The following is a 19,543-nucleotide window of genomic DNA, read 5'->3' on the forward strand; positions in this document are numbered from 1 at the left end:
CGGCTTGAGCTGGATGGAGCGTTTCTCCGCGCGGCAGTCTCGGCAGATCGACGGCCCGCCCCGGTTGCTGCATGTCCACGGCAGCTTCTCCCTTGGCGGCAAGGAGGCGCGCGCCGTGCGCCTGATGAACCTTTGGGGTGATCGCGCCCGTCACAGCATCGTCAGCGCCGCGCCCCGATTGATGAGCGCGCGCGACGCCATCGATCCCGCAACGCCCGTCGATTTCCCGGAGGCGCCACCGCTGGCCGGCAGGCCGAGCATGGCGCGGTTCAGGGCCATTGCGGCTTTCCTTGCGGATTATGACCTTGTCCTCAGCTATAATTGGGGCGCGATGGATGCGGTGATGGCGCAGCGTATCCATGGCGGCCCGCCGCTGGTTCACCATGAGGACGGCTTCAACGCGGATGAGGCGGGCGGGCTCAAGCCTCAGCGCAACCTCTATCGCCGCCTGGCGCTTCAGCGGGCCCATGCGCTGGTCGTCCCGTCCGTCCGGCTCGACGGCATTGCGCGCGATGTGTGGCGTCAGCCGCCTCGCAAGGTCCATCTGATCCGCAACGGCATAGATACGGCGCGCTATGCCCTGCCGCCCCTGCCGAACGCCATTCCAGCCCTCGACCGGACGGCCGGCAAGCTGCTGGTGGGGACGGTGGCCGGCCTGCGCCCGGTCAAGAATATCCGTCGCCTCGTCCGCGCCGTCGCGCCGCATCGCGACCGGCTTCAACTGGTTGTGGTGGGGGAGGGGCCAGAGCGCGAGGCCATATTGGCGGAAGCGGGAAATCATGGCCTGGCCGACATCTGCATGGCCGGGTTCCTGCCGGAACCCTGGCGCTTCATGGGTCTGTTTGACATCTTCGCCTTGTCTTCCGACAGCGAGCAATTTCCGATCTCGCTGGTGGAGGCGATGGCGGCGGGCCTCCCGGTCGCATCTACCGATGTGGGCGACGTCGCGACCATGGTCGCGCCCGAAAACCGCCCGTTCGTCGTTCCGAACGAAACGGCCCTGTCCTCCGCGCTCGGCACCCTCGCCGACGATGCCGACCTGCGGCAACGGCTTGGCGAGGCGAATTGCCACCGCGCCAGGCGCGATTTTGCCGAAACGGCGATGGTGGATGCCTATGCCGCCCTTTATGGCCAGGCACTATCCAGCCCCCATATTTTGCGGTAGGGCGCGCCCAACTATTCGTCATCCGACCGTAAAGCTGCTATAGGGCGGCGTTCATGTGGTCGGGGGCCACGGGATTTTTGCGCGGGAGATTGCGTTGTTCAAGGGGTTGAAGCCCATCGTTTACGGCGGCCGGGAAGTCTGGCCCTTGGTAGAAGGCGGCAAGGGGGTGGCCGTTTCCAACCATGCCAGTTCCGGCGCCTGGGCGGCCGCCGGCGGCATCGGCACGGTGTCGGCCGTCAACGCGGACAGCTATGACAGCTTCGGCAACGTCATTCCCCAGATCTATCACGGCCGCACCCGTCGCGACCGCCATGAAGAACTGATCGCCTATGCCATAGACGGCGCGGTCGAACAGGTGAAGCGGGCCTTCGAAATCGCGGGCGGCAAGGGCGCGATCAACATCAACGTGCTGTGGGAGATGGGCGGCGCGCAGCGCGTCCTCCACGGTGTGCTGGAAAAGACCAGGGGAATGGTCGCGGGCGTGACCTGCGGCGCGGGCATGCCCTACAAGCTGTCGGAGATCGCCGCCTCCTACGGCGTCAACTATCTGCCCATCGTCAGTTCCGGCCGCGCCTTCCGCGCGCTCTGGAAGCGCGCCTATTCGAAGGCGTCGGAATGGCTGGCGGCGGTGGTCTATGAAGACCCGTGGCTGGCGGGCGGCCATAACGGCCTGTCCAACGCCGAAGATCCCAAGGTGCCACAGGATCCCTATCCTCGCGTCCGCGACCTGCGCGCCACCATGCGGGAGGGGGGCATTTCCGACGATGTGCCCATCGTGATGGCCGGCGGTGTGTGGGCGCTCAAGGATTGGAACGACTGGATCGACAATCCGGAACTGGGCGCGATCGCCTTCCAGTTCGGCACCCGGCCGCTGCTGACGCAGGAAAGCCCGATCCCGCAGGCGTGGAAGGAAAGGCTGATGCAGCTCGAACCCGGCGACGTGCTGCTCCATCGCTTCTCTCCCACCGGCTTCTACAGCTCAGCTGTGCGCAACCCCTTTCTGCGCCAGCTTGAAGCCCGTTCCGAACGGCAGATTCCGTTCAGCACCGAACAGGCGGGCGACCATACGCATCAGCTTGATGCAGGCGTGAAGGGCAAGAATTTCTGGGTGACGCGTGGCGACCTGCTGCGCGCTCGCGAATGGGTGGGGCGTGGTTTCACCTCCGCGCTCAAGACGCCGGACAACACGCTGGTCTTCGTCACCGAGGACGAAAGGGCAGAAATCCGCAAGGACCAGACCGATTGCATGGGCTGCCTCAGCCAGTGCGCCTTTTCGAGCTGGATGGATAGCGAGACCAACTCGACCGGCCGCCTGGCCGATCCGCGCAGCTTCTGCATCCAGAAGTCGCTGCAGGAGGCGGTGCATGGCGGCGACCTTGACAAGAACCTGCTCTTCGCCGGCCATGGTGCCTATAAGTTCAAGCAGGATCCCTTCTATTCCAACGGGTTCGTGCCGACCGTGAAGCAGCTTGTCGATCGCATCCTGACGGGCGACTGATGGCGGACATTCAGGGATTGGCGGTGCTGCATTACGACACGCCGCATTTTGATGTCGTGCGTCCGGGACAGTTCGTCCTTTGCGCGGTTTCGGGCGCGCGGATCGATCTGGAAGACCTCAAATATTGGAGCGCGGAGTTTCAGGAGGCCTATCGCGGGCCGGAGGAAGCAACTCGCTCCTTCCTGAAGCATCGCGGCGCGGATTTTCGCTAGGCGCCATAATCAGCCTGATTGCCGTAAATCCTGCTGCGCGGCCTCATTTCCGGTTGGGCTCTGGCCCTTCAAGGCCGTATTTTTTCCTTTTGGCGCGCTAATGGCGCAGCTTGCCGCACTTATCCTGTTCCTTTATCCGCGCTGATGGTTTATCCTCTGTGAACGAAGCGGCGAAGATCGCTCGAACAAGGAAGGATGGTAATGATGTCGCGGATCGACATTTTTGGTGATCGCATTTGTGTCGTGACGAGCCTGCTGATCGTGGGCTGGTTCATCTACAACGTTGCATTCTGATCGGCGTTTCACCCTCATCCTCGAACATATTGCCCTGACTCGTCGGCGGATGCCGGACTTGGTATCGGTGAAACCTGCCGCCTGACTGCCCCTAAGCAAAACTATCTTTCATATATCTACAATAGAAGTAGAGATAATCGCGAGCGCAGTGCTCCGCGGCTTTTGAAGGATGTCAGCTTGCTCCGCGTCACCAACGGCTAAAGCGCACGGTACCGAAGCGACGACGCCAGGTTTCGTGTTCCTCCTCGACAGGAGAAGACGATGACCCAGAATGCCATTCGCACCCGCCGACAGCGCCCGTTCGGCGCCAGCCCGCAGATCCATATCCCGCATTCCTCCTGGAACCGCGCCAATCGTTCAGCCGAAGGCGCGGCTCCGTTCAAGCCGGACGAATTCTGGAGTCGGCTCGGCCTTTGAACGGCGAGTGGGATTTTCCCGCGGATCAGCTTTCGGGAGCGCGGGCATTCATGCTTGCGCTCCCGTCCTCATTTGCCGTCGGGCAATGCCTGTCCTCTTCCCGGCGTCCTGCTCGTTGCCTGCCGGAAGGGAAGGCTGGCTGTCCCGCTACACCCCCGGCCGCCTTGTCAGAATAGGGTTCATGTATGCGCCCTGTCGATCCGTCGACGTTCGAAAATCCCTTTCGCTATTCCATGTCGATGCCGACGACCCAACAAAAAAGCCGCCCGGTGAGGGGCGGCTTCTCTGTTTTGGTCCGGAAAGGGAAACTCAGGCTTCTTCGGCCGGCGCTTCTTCGGCTTCCACGGCGATTTCGCCGGGTTCCGCATTCGGATCATAATCTTCGGTAAAGCCGCTCTCGTCCTTTTCGAACAGATCGGCCATCACGTCGACGCCCTGCGACTGCAGTTCGGCTTCTTCGGGCGAGCGGGCGACGTTCACCGTGATGGTCACGGCGACTTCGGGGTGCAGCGCGACCTTGACGTCGAACACGCCCAGCGTCTTGATCGGGCGTTCCAGCACGACCATCGCCTTGGTGACGTTGGTGATGCCTTCGGCATGCAGCGCTTCGACGACGTCACGGACGGCGACCGAGCCGTAGAGGTGGCCGGCGTTCGACGACTGGCGGATCAGGACGATCTGCTTGCCGTTCACGCCTTCGGCAGCCTTTTCGGCGTCCGTGCGGCGGGCGGCGTTGTCGGCCTCGATCTTCGCGCGGTTCGCTTCGAAGACCTTCTTGTTGGCGTTGTTGGAGCGCAGCGCCTTCTTGTTGGGCAGCAGGTAGTTACGGGCGTAACCGTCCTTCACGGTGACGACGTCACCAATGGCGCCCAGCTTCTCGATCCGTTCGAGGAGAATGATTTCCATGAGTCTTACTCCCTCACTTCACGATGTAGGGCAGCAGGCCCAGGTGACGGGCGCGCTTGATGGCCTGGGCCAGCTCGCGCTGCTTCTTGGCGGAAACCGCGGTGATGCGGCTGGGGACGATCTTGCCGCGCTCGGACACGAAGCCCTGCAGCAGACGGACGTCCTTGTAATCGATCTTCGGCGCATCCTTGGCGGCGAAGGGGCAGCTCTTGCGGCGGCGGAAAAACGGGCGTGCCATGATTCAGATCTCCTTATTCGCCGGCGGCTTCTTCGCGCTCGCGGCGCGGGCCACGATCGCCGCGGTCACCACGATCGCCGCGCGGACCGCGCTCGGCGCGTTCCTGCTTGCGCATCATGACCGACGGGCCGGTTTCCAGCTCATCGACCTTGATGGTCATGTAGCGGATGATGTCTTCGTTGATCTGGGTCTGGCGCTCCAGTTCCGCCACGACGCCGGCGGGGGCATCGATGTTCAGCATCACATAATGCGCCTTGCGGTTCTTGGCGATCTTGTAGGCGAGGCTGCGCAGGCCCCAGGTTTCCACCTTGGTCACCTTGCCAGCATTTTCCTCGACGATCTTGGTGGCGGTTTCCGCCAGAGCGTCCACCTGCGCCTGTGCCAGATCCTGGCGCGCAAGGAACACATGCTCGTAAAGAGCCATGGGTATTGCCTCATCTGTTGGCCGATCGCTGACGCCCACCCCATGTGGAACGCCCCTCCGGCTGTCGTCCAAATGCATTCATCCGCGCGGCCGCGAGTCACCCCAAGCCGTGCGAAGCGGCGCCTATGACGGAAATGCGGTGGAAAGGCAAGGATGGATTGGCGCAGAAGGATGCGGCAAATACGCCGTTGGCCTTGAGCTTGTCGAAGCCGTCTACTTCCCCTTATCCTTGTCGGCAAGAAACAGAAAGCACTTCGGCGTTCCGTCGAGGCGGTGGCCCGATCGAGCGATAGGAACGAATGCGGGTTGGCAAGGGGGGAATGTAGATGGCGGTCGGGATCGCGGCGCTTTCGCTGATTTTGCTGATGATCGCGGCCTATCGGGGGATGAGCGTCATCGTGATGGCGCCGCTGCTGGCGATGCTGGCCGTCTTCCTGACCGATCCTGCTGCCGTGCCCGCGGTCTTTTCCGGCCTGTTCATGGACAAGGTCGGCAGTTTCCTGAAGCTCTACTTTCCCGTTTTCCTGCTGGGCGCATTGTTCGGGAAGCTGATCGAGATTTCGGGCTTCTCGCGGGTGATCGTGACGGCCGTGATCCGGCTGGTGGGCGCCGACCGCGCGATCCCGGCGATCATGCTGGTGACCGCGCTGCTGACCTATGGCGGCGTGTCGGTCTTTGTCGCGGTGTTCGCCGTCTATCCCTTCGCCGCGGAGATGTTCCGGCAGGGCGACATTCCCAAGCGGCTCGTGCCCGCGACCATCGGCCTTGGCGCCATCACCTTCACCATGGATGCGATGCCGGGAACGCCGCAGATCCAGAACATCATTCCCACCAGCTTCTTCGGCACGACCGCCTGGGCCGCGCCGGTGCTGGGGCTGATCGGATCTGCCTGCATCATGGGGCTGGGCCTCGCCTATCTGGGCTGGCGTCGGCGGACGATGCGCGCGGCGGGGGAGGGCTATGGCGCGCCCGAGACGCTGTTGAACGAACCCGAAGCAGCGGACATGGGCGAGAGAGCCGCGCATCCGCTGATTGCCCTTCTGCCGCTGCTGGTGGTGGGATTGGGCAATCTGACGTTGACCATGCTGATCCCGCGCCTGGTGCCAGGGGCGGATGTCAGCGTGTCGCTGGCCGGCCTGACCGATCCCGTCACCGTGAAGGTGGCGCAGGTCGCCGCCCTCTGGGCCGTGGAGGGCGCATTGCTGCTGGGCATCGCAACGATCCTGCTCTTCGCCTTCGCGCAGGTGGCGCGGCGATTTGCCGATGGGGCAAAGGCAGCAGTGGGCGGCGCGCTGCTGGCGGGGATGAACACGGCGGTCGAATATGGCTTCGGCGCGGTGATCGCCGCGCTGCCGGGCTTTCTGATCGTGAAGGAAGCGTTGAAGGCGGTGCCCGACCCGCTGATCAATGAGGCGATCACCGTGACCTCGCTTGCCGGGATCACCGGCTCGGCTTCGGGTGGGCTGTCCATCGCTCTGGCGGCCATGGCGGAACAGTTCGCCGCGGTGGGCGATGCGGCGGGCATCCCGCGCGAGGTGCTGCACAGGGTGGCATCGATGGCCAGCGGCGGCATGGACAGCCTGCCGCATAATGGCGCCATCATAACCTTGCTCGCCGTGACCGGCCTGACCCACCGGCAGGCCTATAAGGACATTTTCGCCTTGACCCTGATCAAGACCTTCACCGTGTTCATGGTGATCGCGGTCTATTATCTGACAGGGTGGGTTTAGACGGACCCCGGAGCATGGCTCCGGGGTCCGATCTTATCGACCGGCGATCGGTTCCGATCGCCTTGAAATCGCTCTAGCGGATCGCGCCGGTGATGACCGAGGCGATGATGCCGCTGGTGACCGCGACCAGAAGGGCGTCATTGCCCGACCGGACCCAGTGATAACCGCGCGGCGGCGTGCGCAGGCGATAACCGCGATAATTGTCGATCACGCGATAGTTGCTCGCATAACGGCGGTCGAAGCGCTGGCCCTTCGCCCAGCGGCGATGATTGTCCTTGCGGACCACCGTGGTCTTGGTGACGGTGCGGCCGTGGGGGCCATGCTTCACCACCTGATGCACTTCTCTCTGGGGTGCTGCCTGCGCCTGGCTGGCGACCATGGGGCTTGCGATCATGGTGGTGGCGGTCAGGGCCGCCAGAAACTTCCTGAACATGGACTTGCTCCTTCTTCTATCTTGCCGCCGGCTGTCCCGGCGTTGAAGCAGAAGTAGGATTTATTTGTCGCACGCTTGTGCCATCGACCAGCAAGGAGTGTCGGAAATTGTAACAGAAAGGGAATAGGGCTGAACTTCCATTCAGGATTATTCTGTTGGCCTCGACCTATTCATGGCGCAGCGCGTCTATGGGATTGAGCGCGGCGGCACGGCGCGCCGGGAAATAGCCGAATACAACCCCGATCGCCGCAGAAAAGAGGAAGGCGATCGCATTCACCTTCACGTCGAAGATGAAGGGCACCTGCATCAGCGGTGCTATGGCGACGGAGGCGACAAGCGCAAGGAACAGGCCGATCAACCCGCCCAGGCAGGACAGCACGATCGCCTCCACCAGAAACTGCATCAGCACTTCGCGCGCGACCGCGCCGATGGCAAGGCGGATGCCGATCTCGCGGGTACGTTCGGTGACGGACACCAGCATGATGTTCATGATGCCGATGCCGCCGACCAGCAGGGAAATCGCCGCCACCGCCGCCACGATCTGCGTCAATATGGTGGTGGTGCCGGTCAGCGTGTCGCTGATCTGCTTGGTATCGAAGACGTTGAAATTGTCCTCCGCCCCTGGCTTGATCTTGCGCCGCTCGCGCATGAGCTCCTCCAGGCTCGTCTGGACGACACTGGTGTCATAGGCGTCGTCCACGGCGACCATGATCTGGCTGATGTCGCGGTCGCCGGTGAAACGGCGCTGGACGAACTTGATCGGCATGACGACGACGTCGTCCTGATCACCGAAGCCGCCCTGGCCACGCGTGGCGAGCGCGCCGATCACCTGGCAGGAAACGCCCTTGATCCGCATGCGCTTGCCGACGGGATCATTGCCCTGGAACAGGTTGGTGCGCACCGTGTTGCCGATGATGCAGACGGGCTTTCCCGCCTCTTCCTCCTCCGGCATGAAGAGGCGGCCCGTATCGGCCTTCCAGCTTTGCACCTCGAAATAGGCGGCGGTGGTGCCATAGACGGTGGTGGACCAGTTGCTGCCTTCATAGATTGCCGTGCCGCTCGACTGCACCATCGGCGCGACCGCGCGGACGCCGGTCAGCTGATTTTCGATGGCGGTGAGGTCGGCCGGCTTGAAGTCGGGCGGGCGCGGGCCGCCACCGCCCCGGCCGAAACCCTGTCCCGGGCGAAGCTGCAGCACATTGGCGCCCAGCGAACTGATCTGCTCGCGTACGGCGGCGGTCGCGCCATTGCCCAGCGTCACCATGGTGACGACCGCCGCCACCCCGATGATGATGCCCAGCGTGGTGAGGAAGCTGCGCAGCTTGTGCCGGTTGATCGCGCGGAAGGCGAGGATGACGGTGGTGCCCAGCATTTTCAGCGCGCGCCCTTGCGCAGTTTCGTCACCCTTGCGGGAATGACAGATAGAGCGAAGCCGGTCACGCCGTGACCCCCTGCTCGACGCGTTCCACCAGCCCGTCCTTGAAATGGACGATGGTCCGCGCAAAGGCGGCCATGTCCGGTTCATGCGTGACCATCAGCACGGTGATGCCGCCATTGCGGTTGAGATCGGTCAGCAGTTCCATGATCTCCACCGATCGTTCGGAATCCAGATTGCCGGTCGGTTCGTCGGCCAGCAGCACGTCGGGCTGGGTCACGATGGCGCGGGCAATGGCGACGCGCTGCTGCTGGCCGCCGGACAGTTCGGCGGGCGTGTGGTCCCACCAGTCCTTGAGGCCTACCTTGTCCAGCGCGGCCATGCCCGCCTCATAACGGGTCTTCTTGTCTTCGCCGCGATAGAGCAGCGGCAGCTCTACATTCTCCAGCGCGGTGGTGCGGGAAAGAAGGTTGAACCCCTGGAACACGAAGCCAAGATAACGGCGGCGCAGCAGCGCGCGTTGATCGCGGTCCAGCGTTTCGACATGGCGGCCCTTGAACAGGAACGATCCGCCGGAAGGCACGTCGAGGCAGCCCAATATGTTCATCGTCGTCGACTTGCCGGAACCGGACGGCCCCATGACCGCCACGAAATCGCCCTGCGTGATGTCGAGGTCGATGCCCTTCAGCGCCTGAAACGCCGTGGGGCCGGATCCGTAGATCTTGGTTACACCGCGAAGGGAGATGATCGGGTCTGTCGCCATGGGCGTCAGGTTCCGCTCTGGCGGCCGGAGCCACGCGGTTCGCGGGTCGGGCCCTGGGGCGCAGCCGGAGCGACGGGGGCGGTTTCCGGCTTCCCGTCGCCCGAATTGCCGAGCTTGCTGACGGTGGCGGGGCTGCCGTCGGTGGACGCGCCACCGTCTGACCTGCGGTTGCGGTCACGCGGCCCCCCGGCCTGCGATCCACCCTGCGGGCCGCCATTGGCCTGATCCTCTGCCGGGGCCTGCTGGCCGCTGGCAAGCTGGCCCGTGATGACGCGCATGCCGGGCTTGAGGTCGCCGCCGGTGATGACGGTACGCGCGCCATCGCTCGCACCGACGGTCACCTGCACCGCCTTGGGGTTGCCGTCCTCGCCGATGACGTAGACGGTCTGGCTGCTGCCCATTCCGAAGCTGACCTGCCGGCTCGCCCCGCCCCGGCGGAAACGGCGGGGACCGGGGATGATCTGGCTGGTGATGCCGCCGTCATTCTTGCCCGCGCTGGGCTTGAAGCGGAGCGCGCTGTTGGGGACGAGCAGCACGTCATGCAGTTCCTGCGTCACGATGTCGGCGGTCGCGGTCATGCCGGGGCGCAATATCTCGTCCTTGTTGTCCACTGACAGCACAGCCGTATAGGCCACCACCGCTCCCGCCGTGCTGCTGGCCGTGCTGCTGCCCGACGAGGAGGACGAACTGCTGCTGGCGCTGTTGGAGCCGACATTGACCCGCGTCACCCTTGCCGGAAAGGTGCGGCCGGGGAAGGCGTCGACGGAGAAATTGGCGCTCTGGCCATCCTTCACCTGTCCGACATCCGCCTCGTCCACCGAAACCTCGACCTCCATCTGTGTCAGGTCTTCCGCAATGGTGAAGAGCACCGGCGCGTTGAGCGAGGCGGCGACGGTCTGGCCCGGCTCTATATCGCGGGACAGCACGACGCCGGTCACCGGCGATACGATCTGCGCGATGGAAAGATTGGTCTGGGCCGTGGAAAGCTGGGCCTGCGAAACGTGCACCTGCGCCTGCGCCGAGCGCAGATTGGCGAGCGCGGAACTGTAGTCCGCGCGGGCGGCGTCCAGTTCCGTCTTGGCGGGAACGCGTCCGCCCGAGAGCCTGAAGACGTTGAGCTGGCGGTCCAGCGTCGCCTTGGCCAGCGCCGCCTGCGCTTCCGCCTGCGCCACGCTGGCCTGCGAGGAAGAAAGCTGCGCGCGGTTCTGGTTGATCGCGTCGACCAGCCGCCGGGTGTCAAGTTCGGCCAGCTTCTGTCCCTTGGTCACGCGATCGTTCACATCGACATAGACCGCCGTGATCTTGCCCGATTGTTCGGAACCGACATCGACCTGGTTGATGGGCTTCAGATTGCCGGTTGCGGAAACGGAGACGGTAAGGTCGCCCTTCCGCACCTCGCGCGTCGCATAGCTCGGCTTGTCGTCCCCCGAAAAGCATCGCGCAAGCAGCAGGACGAGGATCAGCAGGGCGACGCCGACGGCGCCGCGCACCGCCCATTTGCGCCACGGCTTCTGAGGCCGCGCCCCCAGAAAGTCGTTGAGGTCCTGATCGCTGGTCACATCGTTACTCATTGGGGCGATTTTCCATGTTCTGCCAGCCGCCGCCCAGCGCATTGTAGAGCTGGGCAAGGCCAAGGACCTCGTCGGATTGCGCGCTGGCAAGGCTGTTGCGCGCGTTCAAAAGGCTGTTCTCGCTCTGGGACAGCGTCTGGAAGTCGATCAGGCCCGCCTGATACTGGCTGCGCGCCAGGATCGCCGCGTTGTTCGACGCTTCATAGGCGGTCGCGAACTCCGCCTTGCGGGCGCGGGCGCTCGACAGCGATGCCATGGCATTCTCCACATCCTCCAGCGCGGTCAGCACCGTCTGCTTGTAGGCGGCGAAGGCAGCGTCGGTGGCGGCCCGCTGCGAACGCACCTGCGACGCCAGGCGGCCGCCATCGAAGATGACCTGCGCCACATTGGCGAAGACGCCGCCGGTGATGAGGCTGAACAGGTCTTTGAAACTGTTCGAAGTGGTGCCGATATTGCCGCTCAACCCCAGCGAAGGGTAAAGCCGCGCCTGCGCCACGCCGATGCGCGCGGTCGCGGCTGCCAGCGCCCGCTCGGCGGAACGCACGTCGGGGCGCTGGCGCAGCGTGTCCGCTGGAATGCCGGTTGTGATCTGCGTGGAGGCAGCGGGGATCGGGGCAGGGGTTTCAAGGCTCCGGGTCGCCTCGCCAGGAGCCTGGCCCGTGAGCACGGCAATGCGGTTGAGGCTGCCCCGGAGGCTGGCCTCAAGCTGGGGCACGGTCGCGTTGGTCTGCGCCAGTTGCGCCCGCGCCTGCTCCGCGTCGAGCGAGGAGACGAGGCCTGCCTGGAGCCGCCAGTTGGCGATGTCGTAATTGTCGCGCTGGATCGCCTGCGTCTCGCGCGCGACGCGCAACTGCGCCTGCGCCAGGCGCGCCTGCACATAGTTGGTGACGAGTTCGGAAATGATCGTCGCCCGCACATTGGCGAGGTCGTAGCCGGAGGCGGCCAGATCGGCCCGCGCCGCTTCGGCCGACCGGGAAAGCTCGCCGAACAGGTCGACCTGCCAGCTTGCACTGGCGCTGACCGAATAGCTGCTCGACCAGTTTGACCCGCCGCCGCCGATGGGATTGCCGCTGGGGTCCAGCCGCCCGCCCGCGTCGCGGCTGCTGTAATTGCGTCCGCCGCTGGCCGAACCGTTCACCTGCGGCAGGAAGGCGGCGCGCGCCTGCCGCAACGACTCCCGCGCCTGGCGAAGGCGCGCCTGCGCCTGCACGATATCCAGATTGCCGGCGATCGCCTGGTCGATAAGGGCACTGAGCGCCGGATCGTCGAGGCGCCTCCACCAGGTGGCAAGCTCCGCCTCGTCGACCGGAGCGGCGGCGCCCTCCATATAGGTGGCCGGCACGCCAAGCGACGCGGGAGCGGGGGCGCGATAGCCGGGACCGGCCGCGCAGCCCGACAGGACCAGCGCGGTTCCCGCGATCCATGCAATGCGATATCGCACCTTTTCCTTAAACTCCGTCATCGTTAAAGGCGGTCCACCAAATAGAACTGCCGAATTGGGCCGGGTGCCTCAACGGTGTTTGTGTCTCAAAGTGTAACGACTTTGAAAAATTGCGCTTTTGCAGGCGCGCGCATGTAGAAGGTGGATGATGAGGGCATTTCTTTTTCCGGGGCAGGGCAGTCAGTCGGTCGGCATGGGCAAGGCGCTGGCAGACGCGAGCCCGGCCGCGAAGGAGCTGTTTCAGGAGGTCGACGACGCTCTGTCGCAGCATTTGTTCCGCATCATGACGGAAGGTCCGGAAAGCGACCTGACGCTCACGGAAAATGCGCAGCCCGCGATCATGGCCAATGCATTGGCGACACTGCGGGTGATGCAGAAGGAAGGCGGTTTCTCCCTGGCCGAAAAGGGCGATTTCGTCGCCGGCCACTCGCTGGGCGAATATAGCGCGCTCTGTGCCGCCGAAGCGTTCGATATCGGCACCACTGCCAGGCTGCTGAAGCTGCGCGGGCAGGCGATGCAGGCCGCTGTGCCGGTTGGCGAGGGCGCCATGGCGGCGCTGCTGGGCGCCGACATCGAAAAGGCGCAGGCGCTGGCGGAGGCCGCCGCCGAAGGCGAGGTCTGCACCGTCGCCAATGACAATGATCCGACGCAGGTGGTGATTTCCGGCCATCGCGGCGCGATCGAGCGCGCCGTCGCCCTGGTGAAGGAGCATGGCATCAAGCGCGGCGTGCTGCTGCCCGTGTCAGCGCCCTTCCACTGCCCGCTGATGCAGCCGGCCGCCGATGTGATGGCGCAGGCGCTGGGCAATGCCCCGATCAACACGCCGCTGCTGCCGGTCTATGCCAATGTGCTCGCAAGCGCGATCGCCGATCCGGAGGAAATCAAGCTGCGCCTCGTCGAGCAGGTGACGGGCCGCGTGCGCTGGCGCGAATCCGTCGCCGCCATGTGGGATGCGGGCGTCACCGAATTCGTCGAGCTGGGCGGCAAGGTGCTGGGTCCGATGGTCAAGCGGATAGCGCCCGACGCCACGGTCCGCAGCATCGTGACGATGGACGATGTAGAGGCGGCATTGGGGGCATTGTGAGCAACGACAAGGGAAGCGATGCGAACGCCGCTCCCATCCTGACCAGCCGCGACGGGGCCGTGCTGACGGTCACGCTGAACATGCCCGATCGGCGCAATCCGATCTCCGATCCGGCGATGGTCGATGCCCTTTGCGCCTTGTTCGAGGAGGCGGAGCGCGACCTGTCGGTGCATGTGGCGATCCTGACAGGCGCGGGAAGCGCCTTTTCCTCAGGCGGGGACCTCAATGCGATGCGCCCCGACGCCGGCGGCCTGCGCGCATCACTGCCGGCGCAGACGCGGCGCAATTACCGGGTGGGAATCCAGCGGCTGCCGCTGTTGTTCCAGGCGCTCGAGCTGCCGGTGATCGCGGCGGTCAACGGCCCGGCCATGGGCGCGGGCTGCGACCTGGCCCTGATGTGCGATGTCAGGATCGCGGCGCAGTCGGCCAGATTCGCCGAGTCCTTCGTCAAGCTGGGCATAATTTCCGGCGATGGCGGCGCGTGGCTGCTGCCGCGCATCATCGGCTTTTCCAAGGCTTCGGAACTGGCGCTGACAGGCGAGACCATCGATGCCGAAGAGGCGCTGCGGATCGGGTTGGTGAGCGAGGTGGTGCCGGATGGCGATCTGCTCGCCGCCGCCCGCAAGGTCGCCGACAGGATCGCGGCCAATCCGCCCCATGCGACGCGGATGACCAAGCGGCTGCTGCGCGCGGCGCAGACGGCGGAATTGAACCAGATCATGGAAATGGCGGGCGCGATGCAGGCGCTGGCCCATGCGACGGCGGATCATGATGAGGCGATCGACGCCTTTTTCGAACGCCGGGCGCCGAACTTCAAGGGAGACTGACATGTTCGATCTGACAGGCATGACCGCGCTGGTGACTGGCGCTTCGGGGGGCATCGGCTCCGCCATTGCAAGGGCCCTCGCGGCGCAGGGCGCCACGCTCGCCCTTTCGGGCAGCAATGAGGAGAAGCTGAAGGCCTTTGCCGCGGAACTGGGCGGCGATCACAGGACGCTGGTCTGCAACCTCGGCGATCCCGCGGCGGTCGACGGACTGGTCGGCCAGGCAGTGGAGGCGCTGGGCGGCAAGATCGACATTCTCGTCAACAATGCCGGCATCACCCGCGACAACCTGATCCTGCGCATGAAGGACGATGAATGGTCCGACGTGATCGCCGTCAATCTGGAGGCTGCCTTCCGTCTGGCCCGCGCCGCCGCCAAGCCGATGATGAAGGCGCGTTTCGGCCGCATCATCTCGATCACCTCGGTCGTTGGGGTCACCGGCAATCCGGGGCAGGCCAACTATGCCGCGTCCAAGGCGGGCATCATCGGCATGTCCAAGTCGCTGGGCCAGGAACTGGCGAGCCGCGGGATCACCGTGAACTGCGTCGCGCCCGGCTTCATCCGATCCGCCATGACCGACGCGCTGAACGATGCGCAGAAGGGCGCGATCCTGGCCAGGATCCCGGCCGGCGATCTGGGCACGGGCGAGGATATCGGCGCGGCCGTCGTCTATCTCGCCAGCAAGGAAGCGGGCTATGTCACTGGCCAGACGCTGCACGTGAACGGCGGCATGGCGATGATCTGAAGGGCACGGAAGCGCAAGACGCGGGCCCATGTCCATCGCCCGGAAATTTTCGGCATTTGCAAAATGGCGGCCTTGTGCCATCGGGACCGGCGAGTCGAATGCAGGTGGGGCGATGCCATCCGATTGTTTCTTGCCTCTTGCCTCTCGTTGGGCTTGCCTCTAGGGCATGCCTTAACAAATATTCAGAACCATCAACGATACCCAGTAAGAAGGACCACTCATGAGTGAGACCGCGGATCGCGTAAAGAAAATCGTCGTCGAGCATCTGGGCGTCGAAGCCGAAAAGGTGACCGAGGATGCAAGCTTCATCGACGATCTGGGCGCTGACAGCCTGGACATCGTTGAGCTGGTGATGGCGTTCGAGGAAGAGTTCGGCGTCGAAATCCCTGACGATGCGGCGGAGAAGATCGCCACCGTCAAGGACGCCATCGATTATATCGACAGCAAGCAGTAAGAACGTCTGGCGGCCTGCCCGACACCGGGCGGGCGCAGCGTTTTAAAAGGAAATGGCTCCTCCTGTCCGGCAAAACCGGGTCTTGGGGAGCCTTTTCGTATCTGCTCCCCGTTCACAAGACCGTCTTGAATGGCTAGATGAACGGCGTTGAGCCAAAGAAGAATTTTCGGAGCAAGCATATGCGTCGTGTTGTCGTCACCGGCCTTGGCATGGTCAGCCCGCTTGGCGGGGATGTGGAAACGACCTGGAAGAACATCATCGCTTCCAGATCCGGCGCGGCGACGATCACCCGCTTCGACGCCAGCGAATATAAGTGCCGCATCGCCTGTGAAGTGAAGCCGGCCGATCATGAATATGGCTATGACGCCGGCCTTGATGTCGATCACAAGATCCAGCGGCAGGTCGACCCGTTCATCGTCTTCGGCATTTCCGCCGCCAGCCAGGCGCTGCGCGACGCCGGCCTTGACAATATGAGCGAGGAGGAGCGGCTGCGCGCCGGCTGCTCCATCGGTTCTGGCATTGGAGGCCTGCCGGGCATTGAAAGCGAATCGCTGGTGCTGGCGAACAAGGGACCGGGCAGGGTCAGCCCGCATTTCGTCCATGGACGGCTCATCAACCTGATCTCTGGGCAGGTGTCGATCAAATATGGCCTGATGGGCCCCAATCATGCCGTCGTGACGGCCTGCTCCACCGGCGCCCATTCCATTGGCGATGCCGCGCGCATGATCGCGATGGATGATGCCGACGTGATGCTGGCGGGCGGCGCGGAAAGCGCGATCTGCCCGATCGGCATCGCCGGCTTCGCGCAGGCCCGCGCGCTGTCGACCGCCTTCAACGACGCGCCGGAAAAGGCCTCGCGGCCCTATGACGTCAACCGCGACGGCTTTGTCATGGGCGAGGGCGCCGGCGTCGTCGTTCTGGAAGAATATGAGCGGGCCAAGGCGCGCGGCGCGAAAATCTATGCGGAGGTGATCGGTTATGGCCTGTCGGGCGACGCCTATCACGTCACGGCGCCCCATCCCGAAGGCAGTGGCGGCTATCGCTCGATGGAAATGGCCCTCAAAAAGTCGGGCCTCAGCCTTGCCGACATCGACTATGTAAACGCACACGGCACCTCGACCCCGCTGGGTGACGAGCTGGAACTGGGCGCGGTGAAGCGGCTGTTCGGCGAACATCTGGGCACCATGTCGATGAGCTCGACCAAGTCGGCGATCGGCCACCTGCTGGGCGGCGCGGGCGCGGTGGAGAGCATCTTCTGCATCCTGGCGCTCCGTGACCAGATCGTCCCGCCGACGTTGAACCTCGACGAGCCGAGCGAAAGCTGCAAGGGCGTCGACCTGGTTCCGCATGTCGCCAAGGAGCGCAAGGTGCGCGCCGTGCTGAACAATTCGTTCGGCTTCGGCGGCACCAATGCCTCGCTCATCATGAAGGCGGTCTGAGGCACCCGGGATGCGGCGGCTTGGCTTTGGCATGGTGCTGATCGGCCTGGCCGTCGCCGCTTTCATCGCTTTCCGATTTGTCTATGGCTGGACCGAGGCAGGGCCGGCGACGAAGGACATCACCATCGTCGTGCCCGAAGGTGCGACCATCGCGGACGCGGCCATTCTCCTGAAACAGAAGGGCGCGGTGCGCTCGGCCGACGCGTTCCTGACGCGGGCCAAGGTCTTCGGTCGGGGCAAGTCGATCAAGGCCGGGGAATTCCTGATCCCCCAGGGTGCCAGCAACTCCGACATCTTCCGTATCCTGGGCGGCGGCAAGACGCTGACCCGGCTCGTGACCATACCGGAGGGGATGCCCTCCATATTGGTGCACGAACGGCTGATGGCGAATGAGGAACTGACCGGCGACATATCCGTGCCGGCGGAAGGCAGCGTGCTGCCTGACAGCTATGCCTTCGACAAGGGCGAAAGCCGGGCGGTGGTTCTGAAGCGGATGCAGGATGCGATGAACAGGACCCTGGCCAAAATGTGGGCCGAAAGGGCGCCGAACACCGCCGCCAGGACACCGAAGGAAGCCATTGTCCTGGCCAGCATCGTCGAGAAGGAAACGGCGGTGCCCGCGGAACGGCCGACCGTCGCCGGAGTATACGGCAATCGGCTGAAGGCGCGCATGATGTTGCAGGCCGATCCGACGATCATCTATCCGATCACCAGGGGCAAGCCGCTTGGCCGGCGGATCAGAAAGTCGGAAATCGCGGCGGTCAACGATTATAATACATATGCGATGATCGGCCTGCCCAAGGGACCGATCGCCAATCCCGGACGCCTGTCCATCCTGGCGGTCCTGCACCCGGCGGAGACGAAGGCGCTCTACTTCGTCGCGGATGGGAAGGGCGGACATATCTTCGCGGATACGCTGCAGGAGCATAATGAGAATGTCCGCAAATGGTTTGAGATCCGCCGGGCGAGGGGGGAACTCTAGGACGGGTCGCCTGATGTTCCGGCGTCCTCCTTCATTAAATTGCGGGCCGCCGCATGCGAATTTGCATGAGGGGTCTTTGCCCGGCCTGCGTATTGTCGGCGAGACTATTTTGTTGTGCATCGAGATTTTCCCCACTGCCGGATGAGGCCGGCCGGAAATCGCCCTGTGGAGTGCAAGTGATGAGCGACCTCGATCAGCTGCTGGGCCAGGTGGCCGCCCGCATGCGGCATATCCCCGCCGACCCCCGTCTGGAAGCGCTGGAGGATGGGGTGATGGCCGGTGTCGCCCGGCGCCGCGAACGGGCGGTGGCGCGCCGCAGCCTCGCCCTGGCCGGGATAGTCGCGATCGGCATCGGATGGGCGGGCAGCCTGGTGCCGGGCAGTCCCGCGCAGGCCGCATCACGGCCCGCGATCATCGGCATGTCGGATTACGCGCCATCGCGCCTGCTGGGGCAGTGAGCCATGCGCGGGCGGCACATGAGGGGCGGGGCATGATGGGCTTAGGGGCATGAAGGGAATCGCCCGCTACGGGCTGGTGGCGCTTGTCGCCTTTGCAGCGGCGCTGGCGGCGGTGCTGGTGGCAAGGGTCTGGATAGCGCCGGAACCGCGCGTGGAGAGCGAGGTTCACGCCCTGATCCACGAAAAGCTCAAGCTCGATCCGGCGCAGGAGCAGCGCATTCACGCGCTGGAGAGCGATTTTGCCCAACGCCGCGCGTCGTTGGAGGCGGAGATGCGCGCCGACAATGCGCGACTGGCGCAGGCGATCGCGGCCGAACATGGCTATGGCCCGAAGGTGGCGGAAGCCGTCGATCGCTCGCACCATGTCATGGGAATGCTGCAGAAGGAAACGCTGAAGCATATCTTCGCCATGCGTGCCGTGCTGCGACCGGATCAGGCGGCGCAGTTTGATGCCGCTGTCGTCAATGCGCTGACCCGGCCAGCCGCGGTTCCGCCGGATCGGTGAACGCTTCGCTGGCCCGATGCAGCGATGCGGAACTGGCCGCGCTGGCGCTCGCCGGGCAGCAAAGCGCCTATGGCGAATTGATGCGCCGCCATCGGGAAGCTGTGTTCCGGGTGGCGCGGGGGCATGTCGGTGATGCGACAGAGGCGCTCGACATCACGCAGGAGACGTTCATCTCCGCCTTCACCGCCCTTGCCCGCTATGACGGCACGCGACCCTTTCGGCTGTGGATAGCGCGGATTGCCGTCAACAAATGCCGTGATTGGGCGCGGCGCAGGGCGGTGCGGCGATTCTTCACCTTCGCGCGGCCGATCGAGGAAGCGACAGCCGTCGCGGACAACCTGCCGACGCCCGAGGAGGCGGTCGGATCGCAAGCGGAACTGGCGCATATCCACGCGGCCATCGCGTCTCTCCCAGGCAATCTCAAGGATGTGCTGGTGCTGCGCACATTAGAGGGGGTGAGCCAGGCGGAGGCCGCGCAGATATTGGGCATCAGCGAGAAGGCGGTCGAAACGCGCCTCTACCGCGCACGCAACAAATTGGCCGAAGGGTTGAGGGATGGAGCGGCTGACCGCGTATAAGGGGGAA

22 protein-coding genes are annotated in these 19,543 nt (G+C 64.5%); 14 read left to right on the plus strand and 8 right to left on the minus strand.

What is annotated here, in order from left to right; all coding sequences use genetic code 11:
- Positions 1-13: 13 nt before the first annotated feature.
- The 4 genes from MRBLMA1_RS00700 (at position 14) to MRBLMA1_RS00715 (ending at position 3,586) form a co-directional block, all read left to right on the plus strand.
- Positions 14-1,165: a glycosyltransferase family 4 protein gene (locus MRBLMA1_RS00700; RefSeq protein ID WP_363734500.1), complete on the plus strand. Its 1,152-nt coding sequence runs from the start codon at positions 14-16 to the stop codon at positions 1,163-1,165.
- A 94-nt stretch (positions 1,166-1,259) separates the two neighbouring features.
- Positions 1,260-2,663: an NAD(P)H-dependent flavin oxidoreductase gene (locus MRBLMA1_RS00705; protein WP_363735355.1), complete on the plus strand. Its 1,404-nt coding sequence runs from the start codon at positions 1,260-1,262 to the stop codon at positions 2,661-2,663.
- Positions 2,663-2,875 carry a DUF2093 domain-containing protein gene (locus tag MRBLMA1_RS00710; protein WP_133652316.1) on the plus strand — a complete coding sequence of 71 codons (213 nt, stop codon included), beginning with the start codon at positions 2,663-2,665 and terminating at the stop codon, positions 2,873-2,875. Before MRBLMA1_RS00705 ends, MRBLMA1_RS00710 begins: the two co-directional genes overlap by 1 nt.
- A 555-nt stretch (positions 2,876-3,430) precedes the next feature.
- Positions 3,431-3,586, plus strand: a complete 156-nt coding sequence (locus tag MRBLMA1_RS00715; RefSeq protein WP_166666310.1) for a hypothetical protein — start codon at positions 3,431-3,433, stop codon at positions 3,584-3,586.
- Between the two features lie 309 nt (positions 3,587-3,895).
- On the opposite strand, the gene rplI is transcribed toward MRBLMA1_RS00715, so the two are convergent.
- Genes rplI through rpsF form a run of 3 tightly spaced genes read right to left on the minus strand, consistent with a single transcriptional unit; the run spans position 3,896 to position 5,154 of the window.
- A complete protein-coding gene (gene rplI, locus MRBLMA1_RS00720) occupies positions 3,896-4,492 on the minus strand; it encodes a 50S ribosomal protein L9 (protein WP_133652315.1) in 597 nt (198 codons plus the stop codon).
- A 13-nt stretch (positions 4,493-4,505) separates the two neighbouring features.
- Positions 4,506-4,730, minus strand: a complete 225-nt coding sequence (gene rpsR / locus MRBLMA1_RS00725; protein WP_004212076.1) for a 30S ribosomal protein S18 — start codon at positions 4,728-4,730, stop codon at positions 4,506-4,508.
- A gap of 13 nt (positions 4,731-4,743) precedes the next feature.
- On the minus strand, positions 4,744-5,154 hold the full coding sequence (gene rpsF / locus MRBLMA1_RS00730; RefSeq protein WP_363734501.1) for a 30S ribosomal protein S6: 411 nt from the start codon (positions 5,152-5,154) through the stop codon (positions 4,744-4,746).
- A 326-nt stretch (positions 5,155-5,480) separates the two neighbouring features.
- On the opposite strand from rpsF, the gene MRBLMA1_RS00735 reads away from it, so the two are divergent.
- On the plus strand, positions 5,481-6,884 hold the full coding sequence (locus MRBLMA1_RS00735; RefSeq protein ID WP_363734502.1) for a GntP family permease: 1,404 nt from the start codon (positions 5,481-5,483) through the stop codon (positions 6,882-6,884).
- A gap of 73 nt (positions 6,885-6,957) precedes the next feature.
- Here MRBLMA1_RS00735 and MRBLMA1_RS00740 read toward each other — a convergent pair whose 3' ends face one another.
- The 5 genes from MRBLMA1_RS00740 to MRBLMA1_RS00760 form a co-directional block, all read right to left on the minus strand.
- Entirely contained in the window at positions 6,958-7,317 is a 360-nt protein-coding gene (locus MRBLMA1_RS00740; RefSeq protein ID WP_363734503.1) for an RcnB family protein, read from the minus strand.
- A gap of 166 nt (positions 7,318-7,483) precedes the next feature.
- Positions 7,484-8,689 carry an ABC transporter permease gene (locus MRBLMA1_RS00745; protein WP_363734504.1) on the minus strand — a complete coding sequence of 402 codons (1,206 nt, stop codon included), beginning with the start codon at positions 8,687-8,689 and terminating at the stop codon, positions 7,484-7,486.
- A gap of 64 nt (positions 8,690-8,753) precedes the next feature.
- Entirely contained in the window at positions 8,754-9,455 is a 702-nt protein-coding gene (locus MRBLMA1_RS00750) for an ABC transporter ATP-binding protein (RefSeq protein WP_133652310.1), read from the minus strand.
- Between the two features lie 5 nt (positions 9,456-9,460).
- Positions 9,461-11,026, minus strand: a complete 1,566-nt coding sequence (locus tag MRBLMA1_RS00755; RefSeq protein WP_363734505.1) for an efflux RND transporter periplasmic adaptor subunit — start codon at positions 11,024-11,026, stop codon at positions 9,461-9,463.
- Positions 11,019-12,488: an efflux transporter outer membrane subunit gene (locus tag MRBLMA1_RS00760; protein WP_363734506.1), complete on the minus strand. Its 1,470-nt coding sequence runs from the start codon at positions 12,486-12,488 to the stop codon at positions 11,019-11,021. The genes MRBLMA1_RS00755 and MRBLMA1_RS00760 overlap by 8 nt, the downstream gene beginning before the upstream one ends.
- Before the next feature lie 127 nt (positions 12,489-12,615).
- Here MRBLMA1_RS00760 and fabD point away from each other — a divergent pair, with 127 nt between their 5' ends.
- From fabD to MRBLMA1_RS00805, 9 genes are all read left to right on the plus strand, one after another.
- Entirely contained in the window at positions 12,616-13,551 is a 936-nt protein-coding gene (gene fabD / locus MRBLMA1_RS00765) for an ACP S-malonyltransferase (protein ID WP_363735356.1), read from the plus strand.
- Positions 13,548-14,378 (plus strand): crotonase/enoyl-CoA hydratase family protein, encoded by an 831-nt coding sequence (locus MRBLMA1_RS00770; RefSeq protein WP_363734507.1) that lies wholly within the window; start codon positions 13,548-13,550, stop codon positions 14,376-14,378. Before fabD ends, MRBLMA1_RS00770 begins: the two co-directional genes overlap by 4 nt.
- A 1-nt stretch (position 14,379) precedes the next feature.
- A complete protein-coding gene (gene fabG, locus MRBLMA1_RS00775) occupies positions 14,380-15,120 on the plus strand; it encodes a 3-oxoacyl-[acyl-carrier-protein] reductase (RefSeq protein WP_363734508.1) in 741 nt (246 codons plus the stop codon).
- Between the two features lie 220 nt (positions 15,121-15,340).
- Positions 15,341-15,574: an acyl carrier protein gene (locus MRBLMA1_RS00780; RefSeq protein ID WP_007689016.1), complete on the plus strand. Its 234-nt coding sequence runs from the start codon at positions 15,341-15,343 to the stop codon at positions 15,572-15,574.
- 179 nt (positions 15,575-15,753) lie between these two features.
- Entirely contained in the window at positions 15,754-17,013 is a 1,260-nt protein-coding gene (fabF, locus tag MRBLMA1_RS00785; RefSeq protein WP_363734509.1) for a beta-ketoacyl-ACP synthase II, read from the plus strand.
- A gap of 10 nt (positions 17,014-17,023) precedes the next feature.
- On the plus strand, positions 17,024-17,995 hold the full coding sequence (gene mltG / locus MRBLMA1_RS00790) for an endolytic transglycosylase MltG (protein ID WP_363734510.1): 972 nt from the start codon (positions 17,024-17,026) through the stop codon (positions 17,993-17,995).
- A 179-nt stretch (positions 17,996-18,174) separates the two neighbouring features.
- Positions 18,175-18,453 carry a hypothetical protein gene (locus MRBLMA1_RS00795; protein ID WP_363734511.1) on the plus strand — a complete coding sequence of 93 codons (279 nt, stop codon included), beginning with the start codon at positions 18,175-18,177 and terminating at the stop codon, positions 18,451-18,453.
- A gap of 49 nt (positions 18,454-18,502) precedes the next feature.
- A complete protein-coding gene (locus MRBLMA1_RS00800; RefSeq protein WP_363734512.1) occupies positions 18,503-18,958 on the plus strand; it encodes a periplasmic heavy metal sensor in 456 nt (151 codons plus the stop codon).
- Positions 18,955-19,536, plus strand: a complete 582-nt coding sequence (locus MRBLMA1_RS00805) for an RNA polymerase sigma factor (RefSeq protein WP_363734513.1) — start codon at positions 18,955-18,957, stop codon at positions 19,534-19,536. Before MRBLMA1_RS00800 ends, MRBLMA1_RS00805 begins: the two co-directional genes overlap by 4 nt.
- Positions 19,537-19,543: the final 7 nt, after the last annotated feature.

The sequence above is a fragment of the Sphingobium sp. LMA1-1-1.1 genome, assembly GCF_040676365.1.
Lineage (GTDB): Bacteria > Pseudomonadota > Alphaproteobacteria > Sphingomonadales > Sphingomonadaceae > Sphingobium.

What these genes read in the sequence shown, in the direction of transcription:
- fabG (WP_363734508.1), top strand. Translation starts at nt 14,380, where the DNA reads ATGTTCGATCTGACAGGCATGACCGCGCTGGTGACTGGCGCTTCGGGG.
- MRBLMA1_RS00800 (WP_363734512.1), top strand. Translation starts at nt 18,503, where the DNA reads ATGAAGGGAATCGCCCGCTACGGGCTGGTGGCGCTTGTCGCCTTTGCA.
- mltG (WP_363734510.1), top strand. Translation starts at nt 17,024, where the DNA reads ATGCGGCGGCTTGGCTTTGGCATGGTGCTGATCGGCCTGGCCGTCGCC.
- MRBLMA1_RS00715 (WP_166666310.1), top strand. Translation starts at nt 3,431, where the DNA reads ATGACCCAGAATGCCATTCGCACCCGCCGACAGCGCCCGTTCGGCGCC.
- MRBLMA1_RS00755 (WP_363734505.1), bottom strand. Translation starts at nt 11,026, where the DNA reads ATGAGTAACGATGTGACCAGCGATCAGGACCTCAACGACTTTCTGGGG.
- rplI (WP_133652315.1), bottom strand. Translation starts at nt 4,492, where the DNA reads ATGGAAATCATTCTCCTCGAACGGATCGAGAAGCTGGGCGCCATTGGT.
- MRBLMA1_RS00740 (WP_363734503.1), bottom strand. Translation starts at nt 7,317, where the DNA reads ATGTTCAGGAAGTTTCTGGCGGCCCTGACCGCCACCACCATGATCGCA.
- MRBLMA1_RS00760 (WP_363734506.1), bottom strand. Translation starts at nt 12,488, where the DNA reads ATGACGGAGTTTAAGGAAAAGGTGCGATATCGCATTGCATGGATCGCG.
- rpsR (WP_004212076.1), bottom strand. Translation starts at nt 4,730, where the DNA reads ATGGCACGCCCGTTTTTCCGCCGCCGCAAGAGCTGCCCCTTCGCCGCC.
- MRBLMA1_RS00750 (WP_133652310.1), bottom strand. Translation starts at nt 9,455, where the DNA reads ATGGCGACAGACCCGATCATCTCCCTTCGCGGTGTAACCAAGATCTAC.
- rpsF (WP_363734501.1), bottom strand. Translation starts at nt 5,154, where the DNA reads ATGGCTCTTTACGAGCATGTGTTCCTTGCGCGCCAGGATCTGGCACAG.
- MRBLMA1_RS00710 (WP_133652316.1), top strand. Translation starts at nt 2,663, where the DNA reads ATGGCGGACATTCAGGGATTGGCGGTGCTGCATTACGACACGCCGCAT.
- MRBLMA1_RS00745 (WP_363734504.1), bottom strand. Translation starts at nt 8,689, where the DNA reads ATGCTGGGCACCACCGTCATCCTCGCCTTCCGCGCGATCAACCGGCAC.
- fabF (WP_363734509.1), top strand. Translation starts at nt 15,754, where the DNA reads ATGCGTCGTGTTGTCGTCACCGGCCTTGGCATGGTCAGCCCGCTTGGC.
- MRBLMA1_RS00780 (WP_007689016.1), top strand. Translation starts at nt 15,341, where the DNA reads ATGAGTGAGACCGCGGATCGCGTAAAGAAAATCGTCGTCGAGCATCTG.
- MRBLMA1_RS00795 (WP_363734511.1), top strand. Translation starts at nt 18,175, where the DNA reads ATGAGCGACCTCGATCAGCTGCTGGGCCAGGTGGCCGCCCGCATGCGG.
- MRBLMA1_RS00735 (WP_363734502.1), top strand. Translation starts at nt 5,481, where the DNA reads ATGGCGGTCGGGATCGCGGCGCTTTCGCTGATTTTGCTGATGATCGCG.
- fabD (WP_363735356.1), top strand. Translation starts at nt 12,616, where the DNA reads ATGAGGGCATTTCTTTTTCCGGGGCAGGGCAGTCAGTCGGTCGGCATG.
- MRBLMA1_RS00700 (WP_363734500.1), top strand. Translation starts at nt 14, where the DNA reads ATGGAGCGTTTCTCCGCGCGGCAGTCTCGGCAGATCGACGGCCCGCCC.